The organism is Streptomyces sp. NPDC031479, assembly GCF_055581065.1.
This window is the reverse complement of sequence record NZ_JBVIKC010000002.1, coordinates 396,172-420,718: the sequence shown is the minus strand read 5'-3', so window position 1 is coordinate 420,718 and position 24,547 is coordinate 396,172. Positions and strand designations below refer to the sequence as shown.

The following is a 24,547-nucleotide window of genomic DNA, read 5'->3' as shown; positions in this document are numbered from 1 at the left end:
CTGGGCATGGGGGGACCGCCGAGCAGGCGGTCCGCGCCACTCCACGTACAGCGAGTGAGCCTACGAGCTGAGTGATACCGCCCGTAATGCACCATCCTTGCACATTGGCGAACGATCATTGCGCGGATCTGTCCGGGATGGCCGTTTGTTGCGCACAGATGATCGATCACTGCGCAGCCCTCCCTCGACCCCCTTTCTTGACACGGCGTCAGACATGCCGCAGCGTGCCCCGTGGTTCCCCCTGTCCGACGATCGGAGGCGAAGAGTGAAGCCGACGCAGACGGAGTCCGACGAGCGGTGGCTGGATCCCGGACCGTTCCTGCGCGGGGTCGCCTGGCTGCACGAGGGGCGCCCCGTGCGCGCCGACCCGGCCGACACGATGCGACTGCCCTGGGACACCGGAGAGCGCGCCACCCTTCCCATAGGGGTGCGGCTGGAGTTCACCGCCGGGTCCGCGCACGCCGTGGAGATCCGCTACCGGGCCACCGTGCCGGGCCCCACCGACGCGCTGCGCGACCTCGCGCACGGCTTCGCCCTGTGGAACCGCCACGGCCGGATCACCGAGGTCTTCACCGAGCCCGCCGCCGAGTCCGTCGTACGCGTCCCGCTGCCCTGCGGCGGCGGCCCCTTCACCCTGCACCCGCCCGAGGCCCAGTCCCCCGCGGTCCTGGGCCTGCGCGGGATCGGCGGCCCCCTCGCACCCGCCCCCCGGAACCCGCGCTGGGTGGTGCACGGCGACTCCATCACCGAGGGCTGGTGGTCCACCCGGCCCGCCCACGGCTGGCCCGCCGTCGCGGGCCGGGCACTGGGCTGGGACACGGTCAACCTCGGCTACGCGGGAGCGGCCCGCGGGGAACTCGCCACCGCCGAGCAGCTCGCCGCCCTCCCCGCCGACGTCCTCACCCTCGCCTTCGGCACGAACTGCTGGTCCCGGGTGCCCTTCACCGCCCCCCTCCTCTACGAGACCACCCGCACGTTCCTCGACCTGATCCGCCAGGGCCATCCCCGCACCCCCCTGCTGCTGCTCTCCCCGGTGCTGCGCCCCGACGCCGAACGCACCCCCAACCGCCTCGGCGCGACCCTGGGCGCCCTGCGGGACGCCATGGAACGGGCCACCCGCGACCGGATCGCCGCCGGGGACGGCCGGCTCGTCCTGCTGCCGGGCCGTGACCTGCTGGGACCCGAGCACCTCGCGGACGGACTGCACCCCGACGACGAGGGACACCGGATCCTCGGCCTCGCTGTGGCCACGGCCGCCCGGCGGGCCGGGTTCGACGGCGTGTGAGTGAAACAGGTCATAGCCGTCCCGCTGAACGGAACGCTCCCGCCGCCCCGTGTCCTGCACAAGTTGCCGATCCTCCGGTGACGGACTCGGCGGACACCACACGTGGGAGAGAACGACATGGGCATCAAGCGCGGAACTTCCCTGGCGGCGGTCGCAGTCGTCGTCACCCTCGCGGCGACGGCCTGCGGCGGGTACGACAAGGCGGCCGACGCGACCAAGCCGGCCGGTGCCGTCGCCGACGCCCAGGCGCCCGCCGCCGACCCCTACGGCAACGACAAGCCCGCCCAGGACGCGGCGGCCACCGGGGCCAAGGCCGGCGGGCAGCTGGCGATCGCCTCCACCGACCAGCTGGGCTCGGTCCTCACCGACAGGGCGGGCTTCACCCTCTACCGCTTCGACAAGGACACCGCCAAGCCGCCCGCCTCCAACTGCGAGGGCGACTGCGCCAAGGCCTGGCCCGCGGTCCCGGCGGGCGACGCGACCGCCGCCGCGGGCATGGACCCCGCCGTGCTGGGCGAGGTGGTCCGCAAGGACGGCAGCAAGCAGCTGACGGTGGCCGGCTGGCCCGCGTACCGCTTCGCCAAGGACACCAAGGCGGGCGACCTGAACGGGCAGGGTGTCGGCGGCACCTGGTTCGCCCTGGCCGCCGACGGCAAGAAGGCCGCGAAGCCCGCCGCGGGGGCCGGAGCGGGGACGGGAGCGGGCGCGGGCGCCGGCCAGGCCGCGGGCGCCCTGAGCGTGGCCAAGGACCCCAAGCTCGGCGAGCACATCGTCGACGGCAACGGCATGACCGTCTACCGCTTCAAGCCCGACACCGCCTGGCCGATGGTCTCCAAGTGCGAGGGCGACTGCGTCGCCAAGTGGCCGGTCGTCCCGCCGGTCGACAAGGCCAACGCCAAGGGCATCGTCGAGAAGAACTACCTGGTCCTCGACCGGCCCGACGGCAAGAAGCAGCAGACCGTGAACTGCTGGCCCGTCTACACCTTCACCGGTGACAAGAAGGCCGGCGACACCAACGGCCAGGGCGTGGGCGGCACCTGGTACGCCGTCGCCCCCGACGGCAAGCTCATCACGGTCCAGTAGCCCCCGCCCCTCGCCACGCCCCCCACTCCCGATCCGCGCGGTCCCCGCCCCCCTCCCCCCGGGCGGGGGCCGCGCGCCGTTTCCCGGGACGGCCCCGTTGCCTAGAGTGAGCTCCATGCTGCGCGTACTGGCCGTCGACGACGAGAAGCCGCTCCTGGAGGAACTCCTCTACTTGCTGCGCTCCGACCCCCGCGTCAGCAGCGCGGAGGGCGCCTCCGACGCCACCGGAGCGCTGCGCCGGATCACCCGGGCGCTGGAGAGCGGACCGGACGGACCCGACGGCATCGACGTGGTGTTCCTGGACATCCAGATGGCCGGACTGACCGGACTGGACATCGCCCGGCTGCTGACCGGGTTCGCCCGTCCCCCGCTGATCGTGTTCGTCACCGCCCACGAGGGCTTCGCCGTCCAGGCCTTCGACCTCAAGGCCGTCGACTACGTCCTCAAGCCGGTCCGTCCCGAACGGCTGGCGGAGGCGGTCCGGCGGGCCCGCGCCCTGCTGGGCCGGCCGGACGGGGCGGAGCCGGAGGCGGCCGCTGCCGGGGGCGGGGCCGGAGCAGCCGCCGGGGCCGCCGAGCGCGCCCCGGAGCAGATCGCGGTCGAACTGGGCGGCGTCACGCGGTTCGTGGCGATCGCGGACATCGCGTACGTGGAGGCCCAGGGCGACTACGCCCGGCTGCACACCGACGAGGGCAGCCACCTGGTGCGGATCCCGCTGTCCACCCTGGAGGAGCGCTGGGCGGCCCGCGGGTTCGTCCGGATCCACCGGCGCCACCTGGTCGCCCTGGCCAGGATCGACGAACTGCGCATGGACGCCGGGACCACGAGCGTGCGGGTGGGCCCGGCGGAACTCCAGGTCAGCCGCCGCCACGCACGCGAACTGCGGGACCTCCTCATGCGCCAGGCCACGGGCTGACCCGCTCCGGCCCGGCACCCGTACCGACCGCCACCCCCGCCCCCGGGCCCCGACCCGATGCGCGGGCCCGCCCGACCGCCCGACCGCCCGCCCGGCCGCCCGACCCCCGGCCGCCCGCCGCGCGGCGCGTGCCGGTCCGCCGCCGTCGGGGACCGCCCGGCGTACCGATGCGCCGTTCGTCGCGCCACGGTGGGCGTACGGCGATCCGCCGGGCCCGTCGGTCGCAGCGCCCGCCGATCCGCCCGCCCGTGGCGCGGGCCGCGCGTATCGTGGATCTTCCGGCCCGGGAGGAGCGAGATGTCCGAGATCCAGGCGCTGTTGGACGCGCTGACCGGACTGCCCCGGACCCGTGCCGCCGGGCCCGCCGAGGCCGAGGCGCTGCTCGCCCGGCTGCGCAGCGCGGCCGCCCGCTGGGCGGAGGTCCTGTACGAGGCGCAGGAGGGCACCCGCGGGCAGTTGCCGCCCCGGGTGGAGGCGGCCCTGACCCTTGCCTTCCGGCGCGCGGAGGAGTCGTACGTGGAGCTGGAGATCGCCCTGCGCGACTGCGCGCGGCACCACGATCCGGCGCTCTGACCAGCGAGCCGCACCCCCGCCGGAACCCCCGCGCGGGTGCCCGGTTCGTGCCTGTCGCCGGGGACGGACGGCTGCGTAGACTCCGGAGACTTCCCTCCCCTCCCCCTCGAAGGACCTCCGGTGAACCAGACGTACGCGCTGACCGCGGTCACCGTCGTCGTCCTGGTCACCGTCCTCGTCGGGGCGCTCGGCCTGCGGATATCGCGGACCACCTCCGACTTCTACGTCGCCTCCCGCACCGTGGGCCCCCGCCTCAACGCGGCCGCCATCAGCGGGGAGTACCTCTCCGCCGCCTCCTTCCTCGGGGTGGCCGGGCTGGTGCTGCTCCAGGGGCCGGAGATGCTCTGGTACCCCGTCGGTTACACCGCCGGCTACCTGGTGCTGCTGGTGCTGGTCGCGGCCCCGCTGCGGCGCTCGGGCGCGTACACGCTGCCCGACTTCGCCGAGGCGCGGCTCCAGTCGCGGGCGGTGCGGCGGATCGCGGTGCTGTTCGTGCTGGGCGTGGGCTGGCTGTACCTGCTGCCGCAGTTGCAGGGGGCCGGGCTGACGCTGGCGGTGCTGACCGGGGCCCCGCACTGGGTGGGCGGGGTGGTCGTGGCCTTCGTGGTCACGGCGGCCGTCGCCGCGGGCGGCATGCGCAGCATCACCTTCGTGCAGGCGTTCCAGTACTGGCTCAAACTCACCGCACTGCTGGTGCCGGCCTTCTTCCTGATCGCCGCCTGGGCCGGGGACGGCGCTCCGCGCGCCTCCTTCGACGCCCCGGCCGTCTTCCGCGAGCACACCGCCGTCACCTTGGGCGAGGACGTACGCCTCTCGGTGGGCGCGCCGCTCACCGTGACGGTGACGGGCCGGGTGGACGGCGCCGACCACGCCGGGGTCCCGGTGACCCTGGACAGCGGCCGGCACTCCGTCGCGGCCCGCACCCGCCTGGAGTTCGCCCCCGGCAGCGTGGTCCCGGACTCGCACTCCGGCCCCGGCCCGGACGCTCCCGGCTGGTCGAAGGCGCTGTCCGGCGGGGAGCACCGGCTGTACGCCACCTACGGGCTGATCCTGGCCACCTTCCTCGGCACCATGGGCCTGCCGCACGTGGCGGTGCGCTTCTACACCAGCCCCCACGGGCGGGCCGCCCGCCGCACCACGCTCGTCGTGCTGGGCCTGCTCGGGGTGTTCTACCTGCTGCCCCAGGTGTACGGGGCGCTGGGCCGGATCTACGCACCGGAGCTGGCGCTGACCGGGGACGCGGACGCCGCGGTGCTCGTGCTCCCGGAACGGGTGCTGGGCGGGCTGCTCGGGGACCTGCTGGGGGCGCTGCTGGCCGGGGGCGCGTTCGCCGCGTTCCTGTCGACGGCCTCGGGGCTGACCATGGCGGTGGCCGGGGTGCTGCACCAGGACGTGCTGCCCCGGCGCGGGGTGGGGACGTTCCGGCTCGCCGTGGCGGTGGCGATGGCGGTGCCGCTCGCGGGCGGGATCATGGCCACCGACGTGCCGGTCGCCGACGCCGTCGGGCTGGCCTTCGCCGTCTCCGCGTCCTCCTTCTGCCCGTTGCTGGTCCTCGGCATCTGGTGGCGCGGGCTGACCCCGCCCGGAGCCGTGGCCGGGCTGCTCACCGGGGGCGGTGCGGCGCTGGGCGCGGTGGTGGCCACCCGGTCCGGGCTGGTCCCGGCGGGCTGGGCGCACGCGCTGCTGGCCTGGCCCGCGGTGTGGTCGGTGCCGCTGGGCTTCCTGACGATGGTGGCGGTGTCGCTGGCGACCCGGTCCCGGATCCCGGCGGGGGCGGCCGCCGCGCTGGCCCGGCTGCACCTGCCCGAGGACGTGGCCGGTGAGCGGGCCGCGGGGCGCGCCCGGTGACCGGGGCGGCGCTCGTGGTGGCGGTGCTGGTGGGCGCGGCCCCGCTGCTGGGGCTGGGCTGGGCCGCGGGCCGGTGGCACGCCGGGCGCGCGGAGCGGGCCGCCGGGCCGGACCTGGGCACCCCGGTGGAGCGGGCCACCTTCCACACCCTGCACACCGCTTCGCTGGCCGCTCCCCCGCTGCGGGCGGGGCTCACCGAGGACGCCGCCCGCAAGGCCGCCCGGCGGCTGCGCTCGCTGCTGGGCACCGAGGCGCTGTGCCTGACCGACCGCGAGGCCGTGCTGGCGTGGGACGGGCCGGGCGCCGACCACCACCAGCGGCGGGCGATGGCGCGGGTGGCGGTGATGCTGGAGTCGGGGCGCAGCCAGAGCGTGCGCACCGAGTGCCAGCGGCCCGGCTGCCCTTTGAAGTGGGCGGTGTTCGCGCCGCTGACGGGCGAGGACGGGCTGCTGGGGGCGCTGGTCGCCTACGGGTCGCGGGAGTCGGCGGTGCTGGTGCGGGCCGCGACGGAGGTGGCGCGCTGGGTCTCCGTACAGCTGGAGCTGTCGGAGCTGGACCGGGCGCGGACGCGGCTGATGGAGGCGGAGATCAAGGCGTTGCGGGCGCAGATCTCCCCGCACTTCATCTTCAACTCGCTGGCCGCGATCGCCTCGTTCGTGCGGACCGATCCGGAGCGGGCGCGGGAACTGCTGCTGGAGTTCGCGGACTTCACCCGCTACTCCTTCCGCCGGCACGGCGAGTTCACCACCCTGGCCGAGGAGTTGCGTTCGATCGAGCGGTACCTGGCGCTGGCCGGGGCCCGGTTCGGGGACCGGCTGAAGGTGACCTTGCAGGTGGCGCCCGAGGTGCTGCCGGTGGCGCTGCCGTTCCTGTGCCTGCAGCCGCTGGTGGAGAACGCCGTCAAGCACGGGGTGGAGGACTCCACCGGGGAGTGCCGGATCACCATCGCCGCCCGGGACGCCGGCGCGGAGGCGGTGCTGACCATCGAGGACAACGGCGTCGGGATGGACCCGGCGCTGCTGCGCCGGATCCTGGCCGGGGAGCGCCCGGGGTCCTCCTCGGGGATCGGGCTGACCAACGTCGACGAGCGGATGCGCCAGGTCTACGGGGACGCGCACGGGCTCGTCATCGAGACGGGCGTCGGCGCCGGCATGAAGATCACCGTCCGGATTCCCAAGTACCGTGCGGGCGTGCACACTTCGGGCCCGGGAGGCGGTGGAGGGGGAGCCGAGGGGGCCGGGCCGTGGCATCCCGCGGACGGGCCGTCCTGACGGGAGCCGCGGCCTGACGGGAGGCGCGGCCCGGCCCGAGGCGCGGCCCGGCCCGAAGGGCGGCCGCCGTCCGGGGGCGGGCGGTCACTCTCCCCGTCCGCCGCCGGAGGTGTCGCACAGCGCGCGGTCGACGAGGTCGCTGCCGGCCTCGTGCTGCCGGAGCGTTGCGTCGGGGTCGTTGAAGCTGGTGGACATGGAGACGGTGACGGTGCGGGCGCCGTCGTCGGTGGCGCCGTTCAGGGTGATGTAGCCGGCTTCGCCCCCTTCGTGGCTCCAGTAGCCGCCGCCGCAGGTCAGGGGGCGGCTGACCAGGCCGAGGCCGTAGCGTCCACCGGGCCAGAACGCCTCGACCCGCTTGTCGACCGGGACGGTGTCCCGCATCTCGGCCAGGCGCGCCGCGGACAGCAGCCTGCCGCCCAGCAGTCCGCGGAAGAAGCGGTTGACGTCCTCCGTGGTGGAGACGTAGCCGCCGAGGTCGGGGACGATCTGTTCGGTGACGTCGGTCCGTTCGCCGGAGCCGAAGACCTGGTAGCCGTCGGCGTGCGGGCGGCGGAGGGTGGGCGTGGTGCCCGGCAGGTAGGTGTGGTCCATGCCGAGCGGTTTCAGGATCCGGCTGCCCACCTCCTCCTGCCAGGGGCGGCCGGCGGTCTTTTCGACGATCATGCCGAGGACGACGTAGCCGGTGTTGGAGTAGCCCCAGCCGGTGCCGGGCTCGAAGTCCGGGTGGTGCTCCATCGCCCGGGCGACGATCTGTTCGGGGGTGTGGGTGTCGTAGCGGTGCCGGTAGTACTCCTGCGGGGCGTCGAAGCCGGGAAGGTCGTCGTGGAGGCCGCTGGTGTTCTGCAGGAGCCGGCGCACGGTGATCTTCCGTGCGTCGTTTCCGTTGCCGTCGACCACACCGGGCAGCCGGCGCTCCACCGTGTCGTCCAGTGACAGCTTGCCCTCGTCGGCCAACTGCAGGACCACGGTGGCCATGAGCGCCTTGCCGGTGCTGGCCATCCGGAAGTAGCCGTCGCGGGGCACCGGGCCGTTCGTGCCCGCCACGGCGACGCCGGCGGTGGCGACCAGGTCCCGGCCGGAGGCGGTGGTCACCCGCGCCTGGACGCCGGTGACCCCCAGCGCCCGGATGGCATCGGTGTCCCGGCGCAGGTCCTCCTGCCGGTAGCCGGGCGCGGACGCGCCGCCCGAGGGCTGGACGGCCAGGGCCACGCCCGCCGCGACGAGTGCGGCCGCCACGACGGCCGGCCGTCCTCGGCCGGTCCGGCGGCGACGCTGCTGGGACGGGGGCTGCTGCGGCGCGGGGGCCGGGGTCGTGGATCTCATGAACGCCACGCTAGGTAACCGCCGGGTCGCGCGTCGGTACCCCGGACGGCCGTTCGAAACCTACAGGTGGCTGTAGTGCCGCGGGGGCGCCCGGCACGTACCGTGGCGCGTCCGAGGGCCGCTCCCGGTCCCGTACGACGGGCGGAGGGAACCGGTGCACACCGTGATCGACAAGGCCCGGGCACGGCTGCGCCGGACCGGGCCCGGCGGACGCTACCTGCTCGGCACCCTGGTGACGGCGACGGTGACGCTCGTGGCGGCGCCGCTGCTGTGCGTACCGTCGCTGGCGGCCCTCTGGGCGGATCGTCACCGCCGGCGCGCCGGGGCGCTGCTGGGCCGACCGGTGGAGCCGCGTGCGCGCGCCCTGCGCCGCGACCTCGCGTGGCTCGTGACCCAGGTGGCCACCGGCCTGCCCGCGGGCGCGTTCGCCGTGCTGTGCCTGGGCAACCTGCTCCTCACCCTCGTCGTCACCGTGGGGTGGTGGGCCTTTCCCGCCTCGGATCCGCCGAGGCCGCTGCTGCTCGATGTCCCCGTCGACGGCTGGGCCCCCGCGCTGACGGTCAACCTGGCGCAGTTCCTGCTCCTCGGGGCGCTGGCGGTCGTCGTCCTGCCGGCGCTCGCCCGGGTGCACGCGCGGTGCTGCCTGGCCGTCCTGGCACCGTCTCCCGCGCAGCGGCTGGCCGCGCGCGTCACCGAGCTCACCCGGACGCGCGCGGACGTCCTGCAGGCGCACGGCGCGGAACTCCGCCGGATCGAACGGGACCTGCACGACGGCACCCAGGCCCGCCTGGTGGCCATCGCCATCCGGCTCGCCGTGGCCGGGGAAGTCCTTCCCCGGGACCCCGAGGCGGCCGCCCGGCTCGTCCGGCAGGCCCACGCCGAGACCGAGGAGGCCATGACCGAGCTGCGCTCCGTCATCCGCACCATCTACCCACCGGTCCTGGCCGACCTGGGCCTCGTCGGCGCGCTCGGCACCCTGGCCGCCAGGGCCGGCGTGCCGACGCGCATCGACGTCGGCGAGCTCGGCCAGGTCCCCGCGGCGGTCGAAGCGGTCGCCTACTTCGCCGTCACCGAGGCGCTGGCGAACACCGCCCGGCACGGCCGGGCCGCCGGGGCCGTCGTCCGCGTCACCCGCGACGGCGGGATGCTGTCCGCGGAGATCACCGACGACGGGACCGGCGGGGCGGACGCGTCCCGGGGCAGCGGCCTGGACGGAATCCGCCGCCGCGCGGCCGCCCTGGACGGCACCATGAGGATCAGCAGCCCGCCGGGCGGGCCGACCGCCATCACCGTGGAGCTGCCGTGCGCGTAGTCATCGCCGAGGACAACGTCCTGCTGGCCTCCGGACTCGAACTCCTGCTGGGCTCCCAGGGCTTCGAGGTCGCCGCGATCACGGACGACGCCGCCGGTTTCCTCGCCGCCGTCGAGACCCACCGCCCGGACGTCACCATCGTCGACGTGCGGCTGCCCCCGGCCTTCCGCGACGAGGGCATCCGCGCCGCCCTGCGGGCCCGCCGCGACCGCCCCGGACTTCCCGTCCTGGTCCTGTCCCAGTACGTGGAGCAGGAATACGCCGGCCGCCTCCTCTCCGACCCCCGCGGCGGCATCGGCTATCTGCTCAAGGACCGGGTGAGCCGGATCGCGGAGTTCACCGACGCGCTGCGCCGCGTGGCCGCCGGCGGCACGGCCATGGACCCCGAGGTCATCGCCCGGCTCCTCGCCGTCCGCGGCGATCCCGTCGACGCGCTCACCCCCCGCGAGCGCGAGGTCCTGGCCCTGATGGCCGAGGGGCACGACAACGCCACCATCGCCCGGCGGCTGTTCGTCACCGACAACGCCGTCCACAAACACATCGGCGGCGTCTTCCTCAAACTCGGCCTGTCGGCCGGCGACAGCGGCCACCGTCGGGTGCGCGCCGTCCTGGCCCACCTCCGTCGCCACGGCGGCGCCGGACCCGGTCCCGGCTGAGTACGGGACCGGTGGGCGGCGGAGCGCGGCCGGACCGGCGGCCCCGCGGGACGCGACGCCGCCGGTCCGGGTACGCCGGTGGCCCCGGCCGCCCGGGTGGGGCGGGCCGGGGCCACCGGGACGGGGACTAGCTCCAGCTGGCGTGCAGCGGCTTGCCCTCGGCGTAGCCCGCCGCGGACTGGATGCCGACGACCGCCTTCTCCTCGAACTCCGCGAGGGAGCCGGCACCGGCGTAGGTGCAGGAGGAGCGGACACCCGCGATGATCGAGTCGATCAGGTCCTCCACGCCCGGCCGCGTCGGGTCGAGGAACATGCGCGAGGTGGAGATGCCCTCCTCGAACAGCGCCTTGCGGGCGCGGTCGTAGGCCGACTCCTCGGAGGTCCGGTTGCGCACGGCGCGCGCCGAGGCCATGCCGAAGGACTCCTTGTACAAGCGGCCGTCGGCCGACTGCTGGAGGTCGCCCGGGGACTCGTACGTACCGGCGAACCAGGAACCGATCATGACGTTGGAGGCACCGGCGGCGAGCGCCATGGCCACGTCGCGGGGGTGGCGGACGCCGCCGTCGGCCCACACGTGCTTGCCGTACTTCTTCGCCTCGGCCGCGCACTCCAGCACCGCGGAGAACTGCGGACGGCCCACGCCGGTCATCATGCGGGTGGTGCACATGGCGCCGGGGCCCACACCGACCTTGATGATGTCGGCGCCGGCGTCGATGAGGTCCTTGACGCCCTCGGCGGCGACGATGTTGCCGGCCACGATGGGGACCTGCGGGTCCAGCGCGCGCACGGCCTTGATCGCGTTGATCATCGACTCCTGGTGGCCGTGGGCCGTGTCGATGACGATCGTGTCGACGCCCGCGTCGAGCAGCTGCTTGGCCTTGGCCACGAAGTCGCCGTTGATGCCGACGGCGGCGGCGATGCGCAGCTTGCCGTTGGCGTCGGTGGCCGGGGTGTACAGGGTGGCGCGCAGGGCGCCCTTGCGGGTGAGGATGCCGACGAGGCGGCCGTCCTTGTCGACGGCGGGGGCCAGCTTGCGGTGGCCGGCGTCGAGCTGGTTGAAGGCGTCGCGCGGGTCCATGCCGGCGTCGATGAGCAGCAGCTCCTTCGACATGACCTCGGAGAGCTGGGTGAAGCGGTCGACGCCGCTCAGGTCGTGGTCGGTGACGACGCCGACCGGGCGGCCCTCGGAGTCCACGACGACGCCCGCGCCGTGCGCCCGCTTGGGCAGCAGGGACAGCGCGTCGGCGACGGTCTGGGTGGGCGCCAGGGTGATCGGCGTGTCGAGCACGAGGTGGCGGGTCTTCACCCAGGAGATGACGTCGGTGACGACCTCGATCGGGATGTCCTGGGGGATGACGACGATTCCGCCGCGGCGCGCCACGGTCTCCGCCATCCGGCGGCCCGCGATGGCGGTCATGTTCGCCACGACGAGCGGAATGGTCGTGCCGGTGCCGTCGGGCGAGGAGAGGTCGACGCCCTGGCGGGAGCCGACCGCGGAGCGGCTCGGCACCATGAACACATCGTCGTACGTCAGGTCGTACGGCGGCTTCAGGTCATTGAGGAAACGCACGTGCTGAACTTCCCAGTCGATCGGAGGTACCTCGACGGGTCAGCCGAGGAAACGCACGTACTTCATTCTCCCATGTCCGGGGGTTCATGCCGCCCCGGCCGAACGTCCAGGACATACCGGGCCGCGTGGTCGGTTCCTACGGGACCTTGGTCCCGGGGCCCCGGAAGGAGGCCGTCCGGTGCAGGGGCCGGAGGCCTCCGGTGAGGGGTGTGGCGGGGGCCCCGTGGCGCAGTGCGGTGAACTCGGCGGCGATGGACAGGGCCGTCTCCTCGGGGGTGCGCCCGCCCAGGTCCAGGCCGATCGGCGATCTGAGCCGGGCCAGCTCGGCCTCGGTCACCCCCTCGGCGCGCAGCCGGGCGGCCCGCTCGGTGTGGGTGCGGCGCGAGCCCATGGCGCCGACGTAGGCCAGCGGCAGCCGCAGGGCCAGCGCGAGGACGGGTACGTCGAACTTGGCGTCGTGGGTCAGTACGCACACGGCCGTACGGGTGTCCAGGCGCCCGGCGGCGTGCTCCGCGGCGAGGTGCCGGTGGGGCCAGTCCACGACCACCTCGTCGGCGCCGGGGAAACGCTGCGGGGTGGCGAAGACGGGCCGGGCGTCGCACACGGTGACCCGGTGCCCGAGGAAGGCCCCCATCCGAGCCAGGGCGGAGGCGAAGTCGACGGCCCCGTAGACGATCAGCCGGGGCGGTTCGGCGGCGGATTCGACGAGGAGGGTCAGCGGCTCCCCGCACAGCCCGCCGGCGGTGCCCAGTTCGGCGGTGCCGGTGCGCCCGGCGAGCAGCAGGGCCCGTACGCGTTCGGCCGCGGCCCGGTCCAGGGCCGCGCCGCCGCTGAGGCCGCCCACGCAGGTGCCGTCGGCGTGGACGGCCAGGGCCTGCCCGGACTGTCCGGGCGGGCCGCTGACGACGCGGGCGAGGGCGACCCTGGCCCCGTCGGCGGCGGCGTCGAGCACCGAGCCGAGCACGGGCCGTACGGGGTCCTGGCCGCGCACCGGGGTGACCAGCACGTCCAGGATCCCGCCGCAGGTCAGCCCTACCGCGAAGGCGTCGTCGTCGCTGTAGCCGAAGCGGTGCACGCCGCCCTGCCCGGAGGCGATGGCCTCCAGGCACAGCTCGTGCACGGCCGACTCCACGCAGCCTCCGGAGAGGGAGCCGAGAGCGGTGCCGGCGGCGTCCACGGCCAGGGAGGCGCCCGGTCCGCGCGGCGCGCTGCCGCTGACGGAGACCACGGTGGCCAGCGCGAACTCGCGGCGCTCCGCGCACCAGGTCCGCAGGGCCGCGGCGATGTCGAGCATCAGCGGATGACGGCTCTGCGCGGCGACTGCCCGGGGATCAGGGGTCGCGGGGGCAGTACGGCGGGCGGTCTGGCGGCCGGTGCGCCCGTGTAGCGGGCGGGGGCGGTCGTCAGGGGCACGGGGTCGGGGTGCCGGCCGCCGGTGCTGAGCAGCCGGGCGGCGTGGGCGACGCTCGCGAGCGTGGCGTGGTGGTGCCAGCCACGGAAGGAGCGGCCCTCGAAGTCCCGGATGCCGACGGGTTCGCAGGTCTCGGTGAAGTCCAGGGTCACCCGGTCGGTGAGTTTGGCGAGCAGGAAGAGCTGGGCGAGGGGCCGGTCCCCGATGTTGGTGATCCAGAACTCGGAGGGCAGCAGGGCGGCTTCGGTCCAGGCTCCCACGAGCAGCAGCGGGGTGGGCGGTGCGGGCACGGGCCGGTCCTCGGCGGGGGTGGCGAGGATGGGGGCCGAGGTCAGCAGGGTCACCGCTCCCTCGGCGCGGCCGTGCCGGGTCCATTCGACGACCCGGCGCTGGGAGCGCAGCGAGTCGATGAGCTCGCGGGCGGGCGCGGTGTGCGGCCCGGGCTTGTGGCGGCCCGCGCCGCCGAAGGAGACGGGCAGGGAGCCGTCGACCTTGAGGACGAAGGGGATGTCCTGGAGGGCGAAGGCCTCGATGGTCTGGGGCAGGTCGGTGTTGGAGACCTCCATGACGACCGGGCGGCGCTGGAGCTGCCAGGTCGCGGCCATGCGCTGGACGGCGTGGACGGCGTCCTGGGCGGGGGTGAGGGAGCGTGCGGTGTCGGGGATGCCGGCCCTGCGGCGGCGCAGCAGTTCGCTGGTCCAGGGCCCGGGGAGGGTGAGGGTCCATTCGACGGGGAAGCTGGCCTCGCTGGAGGCGAGCCAGATCCCGCCCGCCTGCTGGCAGTTGGCGGTGCGGCCGAGCTGGGGGACGAACTGGCGGCCGACTCCGACGGAGCGGTCGCCGGCCTTCTCGATGACCATGGGCTGTACGACCCAGGCCAGCGGACGCTGGGCGGTGCGTTCCAGGTGCTGGGCGAGCGAGCGGCGTACGGGGGTCCAGTCCCAGGGGGACTTGCTGATGAACTGCTGGAGGCTCTGCTCGACGGAACTGGCCCCTGTTCCGGCGATGTTACGGATTGTTTTCTTCCCGGTGGTCCGCACCAGACCGTTCAGATAAACGCGGGCCCAGTTTCGCTGGTCCCGCCGGGGTAAGGATTCGAAGAAAAGCGAGATCAGTACGTCGATCAAATCGGAGATTTCCTTGATGGAATCCTCCGGCAGGACTACCCGAGCCATCTGGTGCCTCCCCCGCGACCAGCTAGATCCTTTACCCTACTTGACCGGCCAGAACGGCCGTAGGTCCGGGCGGCTACTTCCTGAGGTCGCCGGCAGATTCGAGCCGCTCTTCCTCTACCACGAGCGGGATGGGGATCTGGTTCGCCGCATAGTAGAGCGCGATCAGAAAGTGTGCGACGAGAGTGAGGGGTGCCGAGAAGAAGGACAGAAGGACGGTCAAGGGGTAGGCGACCGCGCCCAGTCCGAATCGCACCCGGGTGGCCCGGGCACCCTCTTTGTCGACCTTTTCGTGGAAGAGGTGGCCGACCTGGGTGACGTACCACCAGAAGCCCAGGAAGGCGAGAGCGTACACGACGGTCCACGAACTGTAGAGGATCGCGGCCACGTTGGCCGATTCCCCGTCCGTGAGGTGCTCGGCGAGGACGTTGGTCGTGTACGGAATCACCGACACCACCATCAGCACCAGGAGATTCAGGAACAACAGCGGCCGGTCGACCCGCTTGAGGTGACTGAAGATCGTGTGGTGATTCACCCACATCACACCGATGATGAGGAAACTCACGAGATATGCGGCGTAATGCGGCCATTGCTCCAGGAGTCCGTGCCACAGGGCCGCGCCCTGCTCTTCCGGAACCTTTAACTCCAGCACCAGAATGGTGATCACGATGGCGAACACGCCATCACTGAACGCCTCCACCCGGTTGGTTTCCTGCTCCATGACCCGCGGCCTCCCCTTCACCGAATCATTCACGTGTGCGGGGAGGGCCCACGCCCTGCACCCTCCCCGCACACGCTACCCAGGAAAGGGCCGTCAGCCGCCGAATCCGGCGGTCTGGCGCCAGATCCGGCCATCGCGGACCACCAGCGTCCCGAACGCGTGCTCCGGCTCGCCGTTCAGGTTCATGATCGCCCGATAGAAGATGGTGTCCTCCGTCTCGATGTACTCCTGCAGTTCGACCAGCGTGGGCTTCACCGTGAGATATCCGGTGAACGTCTCGCGAACGGCCTCGATGCCGACCGAGGCCCCCTCGAAGCGCAGCAGGACGGCGTCCTCCGTGTAGTTCTTCATCACCGCCTCGATGTCCAGCGCGGCCAGCGCCTCCATCTGGCGGACGAAGACGGGGTGCAGCGTGGCGATGTCGTACTTGGCCATGTTCGACTCCCTTTCCTGACATCCGGCTGACAGCGGGTCGGCCGGCACGGGTACGTGGTGACGGATGTGCTGGAGACGGATCTGCTGGTGACGGACGGGTCGGTGACCGACCGGTCGGTGACGGGCGGGTCAGTGACGGACGGGCGGGTCGCGGACGGCCGGTCGCGCTCAGCCGGTGGCGGCCGGCGCGAGCGGCAGGCGGACGACCATCCGGGTCTCGCCCGGACGGGAGCGGGCCGCGATCGACCCGTGGTGGCGCTGGGTCACGATCCGGTAGCTGAGGTGCAGCCCCAGGCCCGTGCCCTTGCCCACGTCCTTGGTGGTGTAGAAGGGCTCGAAGATCCGCGGCAGGACGTCCTCGGGGATCCCCCGCCCGGTGTCGGTGATCTCCACGACCATGCAGACCCCCTCGGCGCGGGCCCGCAGCGTGAGCACGCCCGCGCCCTCCATCGCCTCGGCGGCGTTGTCGACCAGGTTGGTCCACACCTGGTTCAGCTCGCCGGGATAGCCCGTGAGATCGGGCAGCTCCGGGTCGTAGGCGCGCACGATGGTGATGCCCGCCAGCTTGGACCGCAGCACGACCAGGGTGTTCTCCAGGCCGTCGGTGACCGCGAACCGCTGCTCGGGGGCCCGGTCGAGGTTGGCGTAGTCCCGGGTGGCGGCCACCAGCTGGGAGATCCGGGGGCCCGCGGCACGCAGTTCGGCGGCCAGCGAGCGGGCCTCCAGCAGCGCCGCAAGGTGGTCCAGGGCGGCGGGCAGCGCGGTGTCGCCGACCTCCTCCAGCCGCGCCGGCAGCCAGTCCGGCTCCAGTCCCAGGTCGGCGGCCCCCGAACCGAGCAGGCCGGGACGTTCGGCGCCGGCCGCCGCGGCCCAGTCGGCGATCTCCTCCTCGGCGTCCGCCTGGGCGAGCGGATCGGTGGTCCCGGGCGGCGGGAGCTTGTCGAGTTCCCCGGCGAGGCGGTCCAGTACGGAGCGCTCCGCGCCCGTGGCGGCCGCGCCCCACGCGTACGCGGTCCCGGTCAGCCGCTCCAGGGCGGGCTCCAGTTCCTGCGCGGCCCGCGCCACGGCGGCGGCCGGGTTGTTCAGCTCGTGCGCGAGCCCCGCGGCGAGGGTGCCCAACGCCTCCACCGTTGCGCGCTTGCGCGCCTGGACCTCGGAGGACTTGATCCGCCACGCCAGGACGGGCAGCAGCACGGCCGCCACTCCGTGGCAGCGGGTCAGCATCTCGAAGAACACCGGCTTGGGGTAGGCCACGACGGTCGTCGCCGGCCCGCTGGCGGCCGCGGTGGCCACGTAGGAGCCCTCCGTCAGCAGGGGCAGCTCCCCGGTGAAGCGGTGGGCGGCGGAGGGTTTGCCGTCGTGCTCCTCGGCGGCGGCCCCGCCCTCCTCGGTGGAGTGCCGGGTCAGGACCTCCTCCCGGCCGTCGACGACCTTGGTGACCACGAGCCCGCCGGAGAGCAGGACGTGGAAGCCGGTCGCCTCGTCCCCGTCGTGGAAGAGGACCTCCCCGTCGCCGAGGACCCGCGGTTCGGAGACCGAGACGAGCCAGTCCAGCTGTTCCCCGGTGAGCCCCGCGAAGATCTCCAGCCCGTACAGGGCGGACCTCAGCTCCGTGGCGTCCATCGCCGCTCCGGTCACACCGTGCTCCCCTCTGCCCTGGTGCGGGAGGCCAGCCGCAGGGTCGTGAACAGGGCCAGCGCGCACACTCCGGCGACGGCGGCCATGAAGCCGACCGAGGTGCGGTGCAGGCCGTGGATGTTGGTCAGCAGTCCGGCGAGGACCGCCGGGACGCTCATGGCGAGGTACGCGAACACGTAGACGGCGGCGGTCAGTTCGCCGCGGTGCTCGGGCTCGGCGAGCGCGCTGAGCGCACGGAAGGAGCCGAGGAAGGCGGCCCCCCAGCCGCTGCCGAGGACGGCGGTGGCGACGAGGAACACGGCCGGCGAGCCCAGGCCCAGCGCGAGCAGCACCAGGGCGAGGCCCAGGAGCAGCCCGATCAGGCCCAGCACGGCGGTGCGCAGCGCCTCGGTGCGGCCCAACAGCAGCTGGGCCGCGGTGGCCGCGCCCGCGAGCAGGGCCACCGTGGCGCCTCCGGCCAGGTAGTTGGTGCTGTGGAGCAGGGAGAGGGCCAGGTGCGGGCCCAGCGACAGGTAGAACCCGCCGACCGTCCACACGGCGACCACGGTCAGCACCAGCACCGCGAACCGCCCGCGCGCGGCGGCGGGCACCCTGATCCGGTGCGGCACCACCCGGAGCCGGCCGCCCGCCCCGGGAGCGCTCTCGGCCATGCGCGCCACGCCGACCAGGGTGATCGCGAAGGCCCCGACCAGCAGCAGGTAGCTGAGCACGGTGGGCGCGGGCGCGTACTGGACGAGGAGCCCCGCCCCGAGCCCGCCGAGGCCGATGCCGACGGTCGGTCCCGCGCTGTTGACCTGGGCGCCCAGCGCGGGCCGCGAGCGCGGGCTGAGTTCCAGCAGGGCCGCGCCCATCGCCCCGGTGGCCAGGCCCACCGCCAGCCCCTGGACGGCGCGGGCGGCGAGCAGCAGGCCCAGTCCCCCGGCCCCGGCGAACAGGCCCATGGAGACGATCGCCAGGACCAGTGCGGCTCCGAGGACCGGCCGGCGGCCCACGGTGTCCGAGAGGGAGCCGAACAGCAGCAGTCCGGCGAGCACGGTGACGGCGTAGGCGGCGAAGACCACCGTGACCGTCCCCGAGGACAGGCCCCACCTCTCCTGGTAGAGCACGTAGAGGGCGGAGGGCACGGAGGAGGAGAGCATCAGCAGGACGAGGACGGTGCCCACCACCCAGAAGCCCGACGGTCTGGCCGCGCCGCCCGGGGCGGCCGCGCCGGCGGCCCGGTGGTCCACCGTGCCTCCTGTGGTCGTCGTCTCGGCCGGTTCGGCCATGGCGTCTACTCCCCTCCTCCTGGTGCCCGGCGGGCGGTCAGGCGGTGATCCGGGCCGCCCTCGCCAGCGCGCGGGCGGTGAGCACGCCCGCGAGGTGGCCCAGGTATTCGGCCGAGGTGCCGCGCCCGGGGACGAACAGCTCCCGGGGCTCGGCGCGGAAGGCCGCGAGCACCGCCTCCGTCGTGTACGGGCCGCCGCGCAGCCGGTCCTCGACCCCGCGCAGGCGCAGGGCGCGGGGGGTGGCTCCGGTGACGGCGATCCGCGGCCCGTCGGCGGTGATCCGTACGCAGGCCGCGCACAGCGGGTAGCGGGTGGCCCGGTCGGCGGCCTTCTCGAAGGCGGCGGCCGGGCCGGCGGCGGGCACCAGCAGGGCGGTGAGCACCGATCCGGCGGGCACCCCGCCGGCGGTGAACTCCTCGGCGCCCACCCGGGTGCGCCCGCCGGGGCCGGCCAGTTCCACCTCGGCGCCGGCGGCGAGGGCGGCGACCGGCAGGTCGGTCGGCCGGCCCGGGACCGCCAGGTTGCCGCCGGCGGTGCCGAGGTTGCGGACCTGGGGGTCGCCGTTGGCGCGGGCCGCGGCGGCCAGCTCCGGCGCCCGCTCCCGCACCAGGGGGTGCGCGGCGAGTTCGGCGAGGGTGGTCAGGGCCCCGACGCGCAGGGTCCCGTCGGCGCCGGAGATCCCCCGCAGCTCCTCCAGGTGGCGTACGTCGACCAGCAGCCGGGCCCGGTCGGTCCCGGCGCGCAGGCCGGGCAGCAGGCTCTGGCCGCCCGCCAGTACCCGGGCGCCGGGCCCGGCGAGCAGGTCCAGGGCCTCGTCGAGGCGCAGGGGGCGGACGTAGTCGAATTCGGTGAGGATCACTGCGTCTCTCCCTGCAGGCGGCGCCACACCTTCTCGGGGGTGAGCGGCATGTCGATGTGCCGGACGCCCAGGTCGGAGAGGGCGTCGACGACCGCGTTGACCACCGCGGCGGCGGGCGGCACGGTGGCGATCTCGCCGGCCCCCTTGGCGCCGAGCGGGTTGTGCGGGGAGGGCGTGACGGTGCGGTCGAGGGCGAAGAAGGGGACGTCGGCGGCGCGCGGCAGGGCGTAGTGGTTCAGGTCGGAGCTGATCAGGACGCCGTTCTCGTCGTACTCGGCCGCCTCCATCAGCGCCTGGCCGAGGCCGTGCACGATGCTGCCCTCGATCTGGCCGTCGACGATCTTCGGATTGCCGATGTTGCCGGCGTCGTCGACGGCGGTGTACGCCACCACCTCGGTCTCCCCGGTGAGTTCGTCGACCTCGACGACGGCGACGTGCGTGCCGAAGGGGTAGTTGAAGTCCGGCGGGTCGAAGTGCGTGGTCTCGTCGAGGGCCGGCTCGATCTCCGGGGGCAGTCCCCAGCCGTACCACATGGCCATGGCCAGTTCGGAGAAGGTCTTGGTGTTCGCGGGGTTGCCGTCCTCGTGGACGGCGCCGCCCCGGTAGACGACCTTGTCCTCGGGGACGCCCAGGAAGACGGCTCCGGCCCTGACCAGTTTGGCCTTGATCTTGCGGGCGGTGAGGGCGACGGCGGGGGCGGCCATGCTGTAGGAGCGCGAGCCGTAGGTGCCCTGCCCGTAGGGGGCCTTGAGGGTGTCCCCCTCGTACACCTGGACCTGGGAGGGGTCGATGCCCAGCTCGTCGGCGGCGACCATAGCGAAGACGGTGTGGTGGCTCTGGCCGGTGGAGGCGGAGCCGACGGTGACGGCCACCTCGCCGGTGGGGTGGACGCGGATGTTCGCGCTCTCCCAGGTGCCGCCGAGCATGCCCTCCTTGGACATCCGGGTGGAGGGGCCGACCCCGCAGATCGCGACGTAGGTGGCGATGCCGACGCCGAGCCGCTTGCCGCGGGTACGGGCCTCGGCCTTGCGGGCGGGCATGCCGGCGTAGCCGGACAGTTCGATGGCCCGGTCGAAGTTCGGCAGGTAGTTCCCGGAGTCGTAGGTCCAGCCCAGACCGTTGTCGTACGGGAACTCCTCCTTCGGCACCAGGTTCCTGCGCCGGACCTCCGCCGGGTCCATGCCGATCTCCCCGGCGTAGCGGTCGACGAGGCGTTCCATCAGGAAGGCGGCCTCCGCGCGCCCGCTGCCGCGCTGGGCGCCGAGCGAGACGGTGTTGGTGAAGGCGGCGTAGACCTCGCAGAAGGCGGCGTCGACGGCGTACATGCCGGTGATGGAGCGGCCCATCAGGGCGGTGGCGACGCCGGGGCCGATGGTGGAGGGGTAGGCGCCGAGGTTGGCGTAGCTGGTGCAGCGCACGGCGGTGATGCGGCCGTCGCGGGTGCCGGCGAGGGTGACGTGCTGGCGGTGGTCACGGCCCTGGACGGTGGAGTTCATCAGCCCGGTGCGGGTGTCCACCCATTTCACGGGCCGGCCGAGCGCCTTCGACAGGAGCAGGACGAGCGCCATGTCGGGGTAGAGGTAGCCCTTGGTGCCGAAGCTGCCGCCGACGGTGGGGGCGATCACCCGGAGCTTGTTGAAGGGGATGCCGAGGACCAGGGCGGAGAGCAGGAAGCGGTGGTTGTGCGGGCCCTGGGTGGTGGCGTAGAGGGTGTACTCGCCGGTGGTGGCGTCGTAGTCGCCGACCGCGCCGCGCGGCTCGATGGGGCTGTTGATGGTGCGCTGGTTGACCAGGTCGAGCTCCACCGTGACCTCGGCTCCGGCGATGGCCGCGTCGGTGCGGTCCTTGTCGCCGCAGGTCCAGTACGCGTTCAGGTTCCCGGGGACGGCCTCGTGCAGCTGGGGTGCGCCTTCGGCGAGGGCCGCGTCGGCGCGGGTGACCACGGGCAGCGGCTCGTACTCGACGGAGATCGCGGCCAGCGCGGCGGCGGCCTGGCGCGGGGTCTCGGCGACGACCACGGCGATGGGGTCGCCGACGTGGCGGACGGCGTCGCCGGTGAGGACGGGGCGGGCGCCGGGCAGTCCGTAGGGGTGGGGCGGGAAGTGGCTCTCGACCCCTCCGGGGATCCAGATGCACGGCAGCGGCATCACGTCGGTGAAGTCGGCGGCGGTGGCGACCTTGAGGACGCCGGGCATCTGTTCGGCGGCCTTGGTGTCGATGGAGAGGAGCTTCGCGTGGGCCACCGGGCTGCCGAGGATCGCCATGTGGGCGGTGCCCGGCAGGTCGATGTCCGCGACGTACGTGGCCTCACCGCGCAGCAGCCGCGGGTCCTCGCGGGCGTCCATCGGCTGGCCGAGGACGGCGTGCTCCGCGGGCTCGGCGGCGGTCGCGGGCGCGTCGTCCATCACGTCCGTGGCTCCGTCGGCGGCGGTGGCGTCCCGCACCGCGGTGGTGTCCTCGACGGCTGCGGTGTCCTCAACGGCTGTGGCGTCCCGCACGGTTGCGGCCCCGTCGGCTGTGGCCCCGCCGGCTGTGGCGGTCTCCCCCGGCACTGCGGTCATCTCCCTCAGCCCTCCCGTCCGGGCACGCCGGCCTCGGCGGCGGGGGCGCAGGCGCGCTGTACCCCGCGGACCACGCTGTGGTAGCCGGTGCAGCGGCACAGGTTGCCGGTGAGCCACTCGCGGATCTCGGGCTCGGTGGGCGCCTCTCCGCCGGCGCTGGTCTCGACGAGCTCGCCGAGGGCCATGACCATGCCGGGGGTGCAGAAGCCGCACTGGGTGCCGTGCTCCTGGCGCAGGGCCTCCTGGAGGCCGGTCAGCTCTCCGCCCCGCTCGGACACGCCCTCGATGGTGGTGACCTCCGAGCCGGCGGCCGCGGCGGTGAGGATCAGGCAGCTCTTGACCGACCTGCCGTCGAGCCGGACCACGCAGGTCCCGCACTGGCCGGTGTCGCAGCCGACCTTGGTGCCGGTGAGCCCGAGTCCGTCGCGGAGCCGCTCCACGAGGAGTTCGTTGGGCTGCGCCGCGAACCGCTCCGGTCTTCCGTTCACGTTCAGGTTCAGGTTCAGATCCATGCGAGCGCCTGCGCTTCCGTGAGCGACCGGTTGTAGAGGGGACCGCCGGGCTGCTGGAGAATTCCTCCGGAGTGCAGCGGGCCGGTGTCGACGGGCACGAATCCGAGGTCCGCGATGATTCCCGCGACGATTTCCTTCGCCTTCGCGTCGTCGCCCGCCGTGAAATGGGCCAGGCGCTCGGACGGCTGTCGTCCGGGGGCGGTCCCGGCGACGGCGAGGGTCTCGAAGTACATGGTGTTCAGGGATTTCACGATCCGGGCGCCGGGGTACCACTCGGCGACCAGTTCGCTGGAGCCGCGGCCCGCCGGGTCGGCGGCCCCGGGGCCGTCGAAGGCGTTGGTGGCGTCCACCAGCACCTTGTCCTGCACGACGTGCGGGGGCAGCAGCCCCCGCACGGTGGCGAAGGGCACCATCAGCACCAGGAGGTCGGCCTGCCCGGCCGCCTGGACGGGGTGTCCCGCCGCGGCGCCGGGTCCGAGCTCGGCCAGCAGCGGGGCGAGCGACCGCGGCCCGCGCGCGTTGGCGAGGACGACCTGGTGGCCCGCCGCCACGAGGATCCTGGCGAGGGTCGAGCCGATCCGCCCGGTGCCGATGATGCCTGTCCGCATGGGGACTCCTCGATCGGGGGTCCGGCCGGGTGGACCTCAGTCCATCCCGATCCAGACCGACTTGGTCTGCGTGTAGCTCTCCAGGGATTCCGGTCCGCACTCGCGTCCGTAGCCGGAGGCCTTGTAGCCGCCGTAGGGCACGGAGGGGTCGTACTGGTTGTAGCAATTCACCCAGACCGTGCCCGCCTTGATCTGCGAGGCGACCCGGTGGGCCCGCCGCAGGTCCTTGGTGTGGACCCCTGCGGCGAGGCCGTACGCGCTGTCGTTGGCGATGCGTACGGCGTCTTCCTCGGTGTCGAAGGGGATGATCGACAGGACGGGTCCGAAGATCTCCTCCTGGGCGATCCGCATGGAGTTGTCGACCCCGGTGAAGACGGTCGGCAGGAAGTACAGGCCCCTGCTGGAGGCACCCTCGGGGGTCCAGCCGGCGCCTCCGGTGCGCAGTACCGCGCCTTCCTTCTCGCCGATCTCGATGTAGGAGCTGACCTTGTCGAACTGGCCCTGGTGGGCCAGTGGTCCGAAGAGGGTCCCGGGGTCGCGCGGGTCCCCGGGCCTGAGGCCGGCGGCCCGGCGCACCAGGCGTTCGACCATCTCGTCGTGGATGGGGCGGTGCAGCAGCAGCCGGGAGCCGGCGGTGCAGATCTCGCCCTTGTTGTAGTAGATGCCGAAGAAGGCGAGTTCCTCGGCGGCGTCGAGGTCGGCGTCGGCGAAGACGATGTTGGCGGACTTGCCGCCGAGTTCCATCGTCACCTTCTTCAGGGTGCCGGCCGACTTGCGGATGATCGACTGGCCGACCGCGGTGGAGCCGGTGAAGGCGATCTTGTCGATGCCGGGGTGGTCCGTGAGGGTCTCCCCCAGTTCCACGCCGGGACCGGTGATGACGTTCAGCACCCCGTCGGGGATCTCCGCCTCCTGGAAGAGTTCGGCGATCTTCAGGGCGGTGAGCGGGGTGGCCGGGGAGGGCTTGTGGACGACGGTGTTCCCCGCCGCGAGGGCGGGGGCGATCTTCGTCATCGACAGCAGGAGCGGGAAGTTGAAGGGGGTGATGGCGCAGACGACGCCCAGCGGTTCGCGCAGCGTGTACGCGAGCTGTCCGCCCGCCGGGGCCCGGGAGGACCCGTCGACGCGGGTGACCGCGCCGGCGTAGTAGTGCATCAGCTGGGCGGCCATGGGGGCGTCGACGGTGCTGGAGAAGGCGAACGGCTTGCCCATGTCCACCGTCTCCAGCAGGGCGATCTCCTCCAGGTCCCGCTCGATCAGTTCGCCGACGCGGTTCAGCCGCAGCGCGCGCTCCTGGGCGGAGAGCCGGCTCCAGGGACCTTCCTCGTAGGCCGTGCGCGCCGCGGTGACGGCGGCGTCGGCGTCGGCCGCGGAGGCCTGGGCCACCGGAACGATCTCCTGTCCGTCGATCGGGCTGACGTCCGGTTCGGTACGGCCGTCCCGGGCGGGGATCCATCTGCCGCCGATGAACAGCTTCCCGGGGTTGGCCAGAGGTCGGTCGCTGAGCACGCGCTGGGTCATGGCT

The 24,547-nt window shown here is 73.7% G+C and carries 21 protein-coding genes; 8 read left to right on the top strand and 13 right to left on the bottom strand.

The window, feature by feature from the left end; translation table 11 throughout:
• Positions 1–265 precede the first annotated feature (265 nt).
• From ACZ5D2_RS04555 to ACZ5D2_RS04530, 6 genes are all read left to right on the top strand, one after another.
• On the top strand, positions 266–1,285 hold the full coding sequence (locus tag ACZ5D2_RS04555; protein WP_468927122.1) for a GDSL-type esterase/lipase family protein: 1,020 nt from the start codon (positions 266–268) through the stop codon (positions 1,283–1,285).
• A 117-nt stretch (positions 1,286–1,402) separates the two neighbouring features.
• A complete protein-coding gene (locus tag ACZ5D2_RS04550; RefSeq protein ID WP_468927240.1) occupies positions 1,403–2,368 on the top strand; it encodes an SCO0930 family lipoprotein in 966 nt (321 codons plus the stop codon).
• Between the two features lie 115 nt (positions 2,369–2,483).
• Positions 2,484–3,284, top strand: coding sequence for a LytR/AlgR family response regulator transcription factor (locus ACZ5D2_RS04545; protein ID WP_371679505.1), 801 nt, complete (start codon positions 2,484–2,486; stop codon positions 3,282–3,284).
• Positions 3,285–3,581: 297 nt separating this feature from the next.
• Entirely contained in the window at positions 3,582–3,857 is a 276-nt protein-coding gene (locus ACZ5D2_RS04540) for a hypothetical protein (RefSeq protein WP_371679504.1), read from the top strand.
• A 120-nt stretch (positions 3,858–3,977) separates the two neighbouring features.
• On the top strand, positions 3,978–5,705 hold the full coding sequence (locus ACZ5D2_RS04535; RefSeq protein WP_468927118.1) for a sodium/solute symporter: 1,728 nt from the start codon (positions 3,978–3,980) through the stop codon (positions 5,703–5,705).
• Complete coding sequence (locus ACZ5D2_RS04530; protein WP_371679502.1) at positions 5,702–6,976, top strand: sensor histidine kinase; 1,275 nt, start codon at positions 5,702–5,704, stop codon at positions 6,974–6,976. The genes ACZ5D2_RS04535 and ACZ5D2_RS04530 overlap by 4 nt, the downstream gene beginning before the upstream one ends.
• Before the next feature lie 84 nt (positions 6,977–7,060).
• On the opposite strand, the gene ACZ5D2_RS04525 is transcribed toward ACZ5D2_RS04530, so the two are convergent.
• Positions 7,061–8,299 (bottom strand): serine hydrolase domain-containing protein, encoded by a 1,239-nt coding sequence (locus ACZ5D2_RS04525; protein ID WP_371679501.1) that lies wholly within the window; start codon positions 8,297–8,299, stop codon positions 7,061–7,063.
• 154 nt (positions 8,300–8,453) lie between these two features.
• Here ACZ5D2_RS04525 and ACZ5D2_RS04520 point away from each other — a divergent pair, with 154 nt between their 5' ends.
• Together ACZ5D2_RS04520 and ACZ5D2_RS04515 are read left to right on the top strand one after the other, a co-directional pair.
• On the top strand, positions 8,454–9,611 hold the full coding sequence (locus ACZ5D2_RS04520) for a sensor histidine kinase (RefSeq protein WP_371679500.1): 1,158 nt from the start codon (positions 8,454–8,456) through the stop codon (positions 9,609–9,611).
• A complete protein-coding gene (locus tag ACZ5D2_RS04515) occupies positions 9,602–10,267 on the top strand; it encodes a response regulator (RefSeq protein WP_371679499.1) in 666 nt (221 codons plus the stop codon). Before ACZ5D2_RS04520 ends, ACZ5D2_RS04515 begins: the two co-directional genes overlap by 10 nt.
• 127 nt (positions 10,268–10,394) lie before the next feature.
• Here ACZ5D2_RS04515 and ACZ5D2_RS04510 read toward each other — a convergent pair whose 3' ends face one another.
• The 12 genes from ACZ5D2_RS04510 to ACZ5D2_RS04455 all read right to left on the bottom strand — a co-directional run bounded on the left by ACZ5D2_RS04510 (position 10,395) and on the right by ACZ5D2_RS04455 (position 24,543).
• Entirely contained in the window at positions 10,395–11,837 is a 1,443-nt protein-coding gene (locus tag ACZ5D2_RS04510; protein WP_371679497.1) for a GuaB1 family IMP dehydrogenase-related protein, read from the bottom strand.
• A gap of 136 nt (positions 11,838–11,973) precedes the next feature.
• Positions 11,974–13,131 (bottom strand): XdhC family protein, encoded by a 1,158-nt coding sequence (locus ACZ5D2_RS04505; RefSeq protein WP_371679496.1) that lies wholly within the window; start codon positions 13,129–13,131, stop codon positions 11,974–11,976.
• On the bottom strand, positions 13,131–14,423 hold the full coding sequence (locus tag ACZ5D2_RS04500) for an IS701 family transposase (protein WP_371679495.1): 1,293 nt from the start codon (positions 14,421–14,423) through the stop codon (positions 13,131–13,133). The genes ACZ5D2_RS04505 and ACZ5D2_RS04500 overlap by 1 nt, the downstream gene beginning before the upstream one ends.
• A gap of 73 nt (positions 14,424–14,496) precedes the next feature.
• The gene (locus ACZ5D2_RS04495) at positions 14,497–15,141 is read right to left on the bottom strand and encodes a TMEM175 family protein (protein ID WP_371679494.1); all 645 of its coding nucleotides are present in this window, start codon (positions 15,139–15,141) and stop codon (positions 14,497–14,499) included.
• Between the two features lie 93 nt (positions 15,142–15,234).
• Positions 15,235–15,576 (bottom strand): nuclear transport factor 2 family protein, encoded by a 342-nt coding sequence (locus tag ACZ5D2_RS04490; RefSeq protein WP_030234121.1) that lies wholly within the window; start codon positions 15,574–15,576, stop codon positions 15,235–15,237.
• Positions 15,577–15,744: 168 nt separating this feature from the next.
• Positions 15,745–17,214 (bottom strand): ATP-binding protein, encoded by a 1,470-nt coding sequence (locus ACZ5D2_RS04485; RefSeq protein ID WP_371679493.1) that lies wholly within the window; start codon positions 17,212–17,214, stop codon positions 15,745–15,747.
• Positions 17,211–18,482: an MFS transporter gene (locus ACZ5D2_RS04480; RefSeq protein ID WP_371679492.1), complete on the bottom strand. Its 1,272-nt coding sequence runs from the start codon at positions 18,480–18,482 to the stop codon at positions 17,211–17,213. The genes ACZ5D2_RS04485 and ACZ5D2_RS04480 overlap by 4 nt, the downstream gene beginning before the upstream one ends.
• 37 nt (positions 18,483–18,519) lie before the next feature.
• Positions 18,520–19,341: an FAD binding domain-containing protein gene (locus ACZ5D2_RS04475; protein WP_371679491.1), complete on the bottom strand. Its 822-nt coding sequence runs from the start codon at positions 19,339–19,341 to the stop codon at positions 18,520–18,522.
• Positions 19,338–21,902, bottom strand: a complete 2,565-nt coding sequence (locus ACZ5D2_RS04470; protein ID WP_371679490.1) for a xanthine dehydrogenase family protein molybdopterin-binding subunit — start codon at positions 21,900–21,902, stop codon at positions 19,338–19,340. The genes ACZ5D2_RS04475 and ACZ5D2_RS04470 overlap by 4 nt, the downstream gene beginning before the upstream one ends.
• 5 nt (positions 21,903–21,907) lie before the next feature.
• On the bottom strand, positions 21,908–22,414 hold the full coding sequence (locus tag ACZ5D2_RS04465) for a (2Fe-2S)-binding protein (RefSeq protein ID WP_371679489.1): 507 nt from the start codon (positions 22,412–22,414) through the stop codon (positions 21,908–21,910).
• Entirely contained in the window at positions 22,405–23,022 is a 618-nt protein-coding gene (locus ACZ5D2_RS04460; protein WP_371679488.1) for an NADPH-dependent F420 reductase, read from the bottom strand. Before ACZ5D2_RS04460 ends, ACZ5D2_RS04465 begins: the two co-directional genes overlap by 10 nt.
• Positions 23,023–23,058: 36 nt before the next feature.
• Positions 23,059–24,543 carry an aldehyde dehydrogenase family protein gene (locus tag ACZ5D2_RS04455; RefSeq protein WP_371679487.1) on the bottom strand — a complete coding sequence of 495 codons (1,485 nt, stop codon included), beginning with the start codon at positions 24,541–24,543 and terminating at the stop codon, positions 23,059–23,061.
• Positions 24,544–24,547 lie beyond the last annotated feature (4 nt).

What these genes read in the sequence shown, in the direction of transcription:
- ACZ5D2_RS04465 (WP_371679489.1), bottom strand. Translation starts at nt 22,414, where the DNA reads ATGGATCTGAACCTGAACCTGAACGTGAACGGAAGACCGGAGCGGTTC.
- ACZ5D2_RS04460 (WP_371679488.1), bottom strand. Translation starts at nt 23,022, where the DNA reads ATGCGGACAGGCATCATCGGCACCGGGCGGATCGGCTCGACCCTCGCC.
- ACZ5D2_RS04470 (WP_371679490.1), bottom strand. Translation starts at nt 21,902, where the DNA reads ATGACCGCAGTGCCGGGGGAGACCGCCACAGCCGGCGGGGCCACAGCC.
- ACZ5D2_RS04455 (WP_371679487.1), bottom strand. Translation starts at nt 24,543, where the DNA reads ATGACCCAGCGCGTGCTCAGCGACCGACCTCTGGCCAACCCCGGGAAG.
- ACZ5D2_RS04500 (WP_371679495.1), bottom strand. Translation starts at nt 14,423, where the DNA reads ATGGCTCGGGTAGTCCTGCCGGAGGATTCCATCAAGGAAATCTCCGAT.
- ACZ5D2_RS04495 (WP_371679494.1), bottom strand. Translation starts at nt 15,141, where the DNA reads ATGGAGCAGGAAACCAACCGGGTGGAGGCGTTCAGTGATGGCGTGTTC.
- ACZ5D2_RS04540 (WP_371679504.1), top strand. Translation starts at nt 3,582, where the DNA reads ATGTCCGAGATCCAGGCGCTGTTGGACGCGCTGACCGGACTGCCCCGG.
- ACZ5D2_RS04480 (WP_371679492.1), bottom strand. Translation starts at nt 18,482, where the DNA reads ATGGCCGAACCGGCCGAGACGACGACCACAGGAGGCACGGTGGACCAC.
- ACZ5D2_RS04525 (WP_371679501.1), bottom strand. Translation starts at nt 8,299, where the DNA reads ATGAGATCCACGACCCCGGCCCCCGCGCCGCAGCAGCCCCCGTCCCAG.
- ACZ5D2_RS04505 (WP_371679496.1), bottom strand. Translation starts at nt 13,131, where the DNA reads ATGCTCGACATCGCCGCGGCCCTGCGGACCTGGTGCGCGGAGCGCCGC.
- ACZ5D2_RS04550 (WP_468927240.1), top strand. Translation starts at nt 1,403, where the DNA reads ATGGGCATCAAGCGCGGAACTTCCCTGGCGGCGGTCGCAGTCGTCGTC.
- ACZ5D2_RS04545 (WP_371679505.1), top strand. Translation starts at nt 2,484, where the DNA reads ATGCTGCGCGTACTGGCCGTCGACGACGAGAAGCCGCTCCTGGAGGAA.
- ACZ5D2_RS04490 (WP_030234121.1), bottom strand. Translation starts at nt 15,576, where the DNA reads ATGGCCAAGTACGACATCGCCACGCTGCACCCCGTCTTCGTCCGCCAG.